The 6,386-nt window shown below is 59.0% G+C and carries 5 protein-coding genes and 1 pseudogene; 4 read left to right on the forward strand and 2 right to left on the reverse strand.

Features of this window, described 5'->3' with window-relative positions; genetic code table 11:
- From ACH2EH_RS03140 to murQ, 4 genes and pseudogenes are all read left to right on the forward strand, one after another.
- A partial coding sequence (locus ACH2EH_RS03140; protein WP_395138880.1) for a tetratricopeptide repeat protein occupies positions 1–238 on the forward strand: 238 nt, incomplete at its 5' end.
- Positions 239–250: 12 nt separating this feature from the next.
- Positions 251–544, forward strand: a pseudogene (locus ACH2EH_RS03145) (tetratricopeptide repeat protein); the annotation flags it as partial.
- Positions 545–616: 72 nt separating this feature from the next.
- Entirely contained in the window at positions 617–1,582 is a 966-nt protein-coding gene (locus ACH2EH_RS03150; protein WP_395138882.1) for a hypothetical protein, read from the forward strand.
- 130 nt (positions 1,583–1,712) lie between these two features.
- Entirely contained in the window at positions 1,713–2,612 is a 900-nt protein-coding gene (murQ, locus tag ACH2EH_RS03155; RefSeq protein WP_395138884.1) for an N-acetylmuramic acid 6-phosphate etherase, read from the forward strand.
- A gap of 203 nt (positions 2,613–2,815) precedes the next feature.
- On the opposite strand, the gene ACH2EH_RS03160 is transcribed toward murQ, so the two are convergent.
- Entirely contained in the window at positions 2,816–3,604 is a 789-nt protein-coding gene (locus ACH2EH_RS03160) for an inositol monophosphatase family protein (protein WP_395138886.1), read from the reverse strand.
- 20 nt (positions 3,605–3,624) lie between these two features.
- Positions 3,625–6,216, reverse strand: coding sequence for an alkaline phosphatase family protein (locus ACH2EH_RS03165; protein WP_395138887.1), 2,592 nt, complete (start codon positions 6,214–6,216; stop codon positions 3,625–3,627).
- Positions 6,217–6,386 lie beyond the last annotated feature (170 nt).

The raw sequence follows: 6,386 nt of genomic DNA on the forward strand, positions 1-6,386 counted from the left end.
CCATCTTGCTGCCCATGCACAGCATATCGTTGCATTTGTAATAAAAGAGAGTGTCGAGACTGAAAATGTAGGCTTACTTTGCAACCAACTAGGCTTTCATAAAGAACGCCAGGCAGATTACGCCTCCGCGCTTCCTTTGTTTAAGCATGCTTTGACGATACGTGAAAAGGCGCTTGGTGCGGATCATCCCGATACCGCACAGAGCTTAAACAACTTGGCGTTACTGTATAAAACTTAAGGTGACTATGCCTCCGCGCTTCCTCTGTATGAGCGTGCTCTTGCGATTCGCGAGAAAGCGCTTGGTGCAGATCATACCGATACCGCGACGAGCCTGAACAATCTGGCGTTGCTGTATTTTTATATGGGGCGAAAGGTGGACGCAGTGCCTTTGCTGAAGCGAGCGTTTAAAATATTTCATAAGGCACTGGGTAGGCATCATCGCAACACGCAGACAATCTTGCAATCGTTGCTAAGGCTTCTTAACGATTTAGGTTTATCGAAAGACGCACTGCCGTTGCTGGTTTTTGTGGATACGACAAACTAGCTCGCATTTTATTTGTGTTTTAAAAGTGGTACAATTTAGACGAGCATCAAAGCTCTTGAGAAAAAAATTATTATGCCAATTACAACCATCAGTGGATTTCAGATCACGCTTGCCAATGTTGCAACACACTGGGCACGCGTTGACGATGACCTTGCTTCGGCTGCGCTAGAACTCAAGGGTGGGTACACGCTCGCTAAATTAACTGCGGATCAAACTGCCGTGGCTGCGCTCATTCAAAAAGTAGATTCGTCGGTGCTGATTTTAGCGACGCTTGCCAGCAAGCGCGATCAGCTTAAAGAGAAGCTCCGTCCGAGGCTCACGCAGTTTCGTGGGGCGGTAAAGAGTGCGCTCGATGGTACGCCGTATGCTAAGACACTGCCCACGCTGCCGCTTGCGACCGCTGATATGGCCGGAACACTCAAGCCTTTCACCGAGATGGAGACTCTTTGGGAGCGCATCAATACCGACGAAGGTGATGACGCAATTGTCGGGGGGCTGCGGCTTGCCAGAGGGTACGATTTAGCAAGCTTCAAAACCGAACTGGCCATGCTTCAGAGCGTGTACAAGCAAATCAGCCTCTTGGAGCAGACTCTTGCCGTAGACCGCCGCACCCGCGACACCCTGCGAAGCGAGATCGTCACGCGTCTGCGGCAGTATAAAAACGCCGTTATTGCCCGCTACGACACCGACCATCCCTTACTCGCCACCGTTCCCGGACTCTATCCCACCGGCGGCAGCACCCCTGATGGCGTGACCCTCAGCGGGCACTGGAGCCGCGACCTCACCTGCGCCCAGCTTGCCTGGACAGCCTCCAACAACGACCAGCTCGACCACTACAGCATCCGCGCCGCACCGTTGCCTGCGTACAGCACGCGCAATGAGGCCGTGGTCGCCATGGTCAGCCCCGGCACCCTCACCTGGCACGGCGAGCTAGGCTTGACGGAAGTCGGGGAGGGCGTAGTGCTCAAAGTCTATGTCGTCACCAAGACGGGTAATGAAAAAGGCAGTAATGTCGTAAAGGTTGTGCGAGAAGCGTAAGGCATTTAACCTCTCCCCCCAGCCCCCTCTCCCAGGCGCTCGTACTTCGCTGGGAAAGGGGCTTTTGGCTCCCCCTTCCCCAAGGAGCTTGCGACTGCCCGGGGGAGGGGGCTGGGGGGAGAGGTTAAACATGAACACACTACCGAGTACCGAGCTGGTGAACCCACACACCGACGGCATGGATCGTCTGCCCACCGATGAGCTGCTACGGCGCATCAACGACGAAGACGCTACCGTGGCCTCTATTGTCCGGGGCTGCATTCCCGAGATCGGTCGCGCCGTGGATGCTATCGCCGAGGGATTGCGTAGCGGCGGACGGCTGATCTACGTCGGGGCAGGCACCTCGGGGCGGCTGGGCGTGCTCGATGCCAGCGAGTGCCTCCCCACGTTCGGCGTCTCGGTGGAGCAAGTCTTTGGCATCATTGCAGGCGGCGAGCGTGCACTCACCAAGGCCATCGAGGGTGCGGAGGATGATAGAGAGGCAGGCGCAAGCGCGATGGACGAGGCAAAAGTTGGTGCGCACGACGTGATCGTCGGGATGAGCGCCTCCGGGGGAGCGCCCTATGTTCGCGGCGCGATTGCCCGTGCAAAAGAGAGGGGAGCTGTCACCGTCGGCGTCGCCTGCGCCACCCCCGCACCGCTCTGCGAGGACGCTGATATTGCTATTCAGGCAGTGGTCGGGGCCGAAGTGCTTCAGGGCAGCACGCGCCTCAAGTCCGGCACGGCGCAAAAGCTTATCTGCAACATGCTCAGCACCGGCGCGATGGTAAAAATTGGCAAGACTCTAGGAAATAGAATGGTAGATGTCCAGGCCACGAATATTAAACTCATCGCCCGCGCCAAGCGCCTCATCGCCGACCTCGGCCAAACGGACGCCGAGACCGCTGCTCGGCTTCTCACCGAGTCCGGAGGCTCTGCAAAAGTGGGGATCGTCATGGCCCGTAAGAGCGTGAGTGCCGACGAAGCACGGGCGCTACTAGATGCTGCTGGTGGATTCTTGTCGGTGGTGCTGGACCCTACGCCTGCCTGAAGGTGTCCAGAACCCATCCCCCCGGCCCCCTTCCCTGGTACGCTTTGAACCCATCCCCCGGCCCCTTCCTTCAGCACCCAGAGGGTACCCGGGAAGGGGTGAGAAAACCCTCCCTAACCCTCCCTGCCCTGAGGGAGGGTGGCATAGTGAGGAACGAACGAAGCCGGGTGGGTCCGAGCCGGGTGGGTCCGAGCCGGGTGGGTTCAGCCAAACGCCTCATCAATTAAGCTGAGGTAGGCATCCTGGACGCCAGCCCCACAGACCACACTGCCAGGAATCGGGCCGTCGCACCGGAGCGGGTTGCCTTGCAAGTCCGTCACACAGCCGCCTGCCTCTCGGATAATGAGATCCATCGCCGCCACGTCCCAGGGCTTGTCTCCCCGGCTGATCATTCCTGCCAGCTCGCCGCGAGCCACTAAGAGCCCTGCGTAGACCATCGAGCAGACTTTTAATATCTTGCTGCCCTCGCGCTCTAGGAGGTTCGGAAGCTCGGTGAGCTCACCCACGGGGAAGCCGCTCCACCAGAGGCCCTCCACATCGGTGACCGTGGCGCGCAGGCTCGTGCCGGTAAACGCCGTGAGCGGCTGGCCGTTACAGAACGCGCCCTTGCCCCGCTCCGCTGTGTACATCCGGTCGGCGTGGAAGTCGTAGGCGACGCCCACTTCGGTAACACCATTGATCACCAGGCCGAGGGAGAACGCCGACGTCGGAATGCCGAGTGCGTAGGGGATTGTCCCGTCTATCGGATCGCAGACCCAGATATGATCCGCGCCCTCGTGTGGCTGGCTGGCCTCTTCACCCAGGATGGCATGGCCTGGGTAGATTCGGGAGATCTCGCGGATCACCAGATCGTTGATCGCAATATCCGCCGCTGTCACGGGCGTGTTGTCGGACTTCCAGGTGCTCTCGCGGGCAGTGACGAAGATCGAGCGGCCAATCTCCCCAGCCTGCCGTGCCAGAGAGATCGCCGTCTCCAAGTAGAGTTTATTCACGAGCGCATTGTACTACAGTCTTATTTTTGTCGCAGAGAGTCAATAAACCTCGGGTCATCAAGCGGGACATCGGGTTTCTCGCCCCGGCGGCGCTTGAACTGCGGATCGCTTGGGTCGAACGTGTCGGCGGGCTTGAAGACGCGTGGGTCGGCGGGGGTGTGCTTGTAGGGGGTGAAGTCCGGCGTTGTGGTGAACATCTCCGACAAATCGGTGGCGAGGGCATCGCAGAGGTTGTTGGGGCCAAGCCCAAAGAGCCGGTAGATGGTTTTTATAATGCTCATGATGCTCGTGTGCTGGTGCGCGACATGGTGCTTTTTCGCCCAGGGGCTGATGCACAGCACAAAGCTACGGTGCCGGTCAATATGGTCCCCATCGCCGCCGGAGTCGTCTTGCGTGACGAAGATCGCCATTTTTTTCCACTCGGGCTGATGGCTTAAGTACTCAACAATGCGGCCCAGCGCCAGATCGTTATCGGCCATGAAGCTGGCAGTGTAGGGGTAGCCACGCTCGGGGCGCTTGCCTGCACCGTGGTCGTTGCAGATGGCGATATTAATAAAGTGTGGGAGCTTGCCCTTGTGCTTTTTTCGGTAGTCTGCAATATCTTCTCTAAACCAGTCGGCGCGGGCGATATCGGGGATGTTGTTGTTGTAAGCCGGGAAGTTAAAGCACGTGTTGTCGTAGAGCACCTTGGGCATCGGGAAATTGACGAGTGTGAACGCGCCAGACTTGGTCTCTGGTTCCCCCTCATCGTTGTGTGGCAATTCGTAGCCCTCACCATAGTTGCGGAAGCTCACGCCCCCTCGCGCCAGATGCTCCCAAAGCGAGCCGTTCTCTAAGTAGTCCTCAGGGATCTGGCTTCCGTTGGAGCCGAAGCTGATCATGCGCCCCCGTGCGGACTCGGAGAGCGAGAAGTTCCAGCCAGAGTAGAAGACGCGGGTGGTCCAGAGGCTCGGATAGACCCCAACCAGCCAGCGGTGGCCGTCACCCGAGGCATCGGGCTCCATGTAGAAGTTATCGGAGATGCTAAACTGCCGCGCGAGTTTTAAGTGATTGGGCATGATCGGGACGCGCTCGGCACTCTCTTTACTGCCGTTCTCCCGAATCCAGCCGCGCTCACCCCACTCTGCGTACTCCGGCTCGGCGGCGGCGTTCTCCAGCGTGCCGAAGATACCGTCAAACGTGTGGTTCTCCTTGGTGATAAATACGACATACTCAATCTCTTTAGGGAGCTTGGGGGCGGGTGTTGCCTTGGGAAGCAGTCCATTGTTGGCTAAAACCGACTTCGTCGCGCTGGCGAGATTGAGGCTTGGTAGGCTCACGCAGTCCACCATGCCCGGCATCGCGGAGAGCCCGGAGCGCTCGTCCGTGGCAGGACGTGGGTTCTTAGTGCCGCTAGGGCCACGTCCCAGGCCCTTTTGCGAGCCGATATAGAGCGTCTTCTCGTCACTTGACAGCACACACTGCACCGGAAACCAGCCGGTCGGGATATGCCCCAGCACGACCCCCGCTTTTGGGTCAATCACGGCCACGGCATTGATCCCCGCCTCGCAGACATAGAGCCGCGTCCCCGCTTTATTCAGTGCCATGCCGGTGGGAATTACCCCGCGTAGCAGTGCGGTCTCCTTGGTGGGCGTGAGTTTTATACTCTTGCGCGGCTTCATGGTCGCGACATCGAAAATCTGTACTGTGTCGTTGTTGGCATTACTCACAAAGAGCAGATTGCCACGCAGCAGCAGCGCATTGGGCGCACTGCCTCCCACGGACTTCCCACCATCGGCAGGCGCATGGATCAGCACGCCGGTCTTGGCCTTTGCCGTCACTTTGGGCGCGGCGGGATTGCTCACATCGTAGGCCCAGAGGCTCTGTGCATCGGGGACATAGGGGCTACCAAGGCCGGGAACTTTCCGTCCCTCACGCTCGACTCCCTTCTCAGCCTCGGGTGAGGGAAAACCAAATGCAGGCACGGCGAGTCCGCGCTTGCTCCCGCCACTTCCGGGCGCGGGCGGTGGCACGAGGCTATAATCGAAAATTCCAATGTTGGCGATAAAGAGCCGCTTGCCATCGGCGGAGAGCACGCAGGCATACGGCTGTCGCCCCGCAGGCACGTCCGCCGCGACTTTGCCGCTTTGCAGATCAAAGACCACCACTCTCTGCCGCGCCACGTCCACGCCGTAGACCCAGCGCTCGTCGGGCGAGAGGGCGATGTCGTTGATGTAGGTTTCTTTATCCGCTGCGATTTTTACGGTCTCAGCGTCCCAGTCGCTGGTGTTGTATATCTCAATACCGTGGCCCGCATCACCACTCGACACGATATAGCGCGCTCCGTCTTTGGTGAACACGCCTGCAAAGCCCGCATCACGCCTTGCAATCACCTTAGGCTTTGTCTCGCTGGAATTTGTCGGCCAGAGCGCCAAGCCGCCCTCATAGAGCCCGGTGAGTGTCTTGCCATCGGGCGAGAGCCCCACGCTCCATAAGTTCTCCCGCGGAGCCCAGAGCCGTTTGCCCAGCGGCGTCAGAAAGCGCCCGTTGGGAAGAATCGTCGTGCCGCCGGGCACGACTTTGGCGAACTGTGTGCCCGCGGGCGCACCAAAATGAGGGAATGTTTTTTGCATGGTCTAAAATTCAGAGAGGCTCCCGTAGGAGCCTCTCATTCAAGTATCACGTGCCTTGCGGCAACTACTTACCTTCTTTTTCCGCCCGTTGCGCTGCCATCGTGTTTGTGGACGCGGCAGCGGGTGGCGTGTTAGCTCCCGGCTGAGCCTTAGCCGCGTTTTGATCTACG

It is taken from the genome of Armatimonas sp. (assembly GCF_043760365.1).
Lineage (GTDB): Bacteria > Armatimonadota > Armatimonadia > Armatimonadales > Armatimonadaceae > Armatimonas.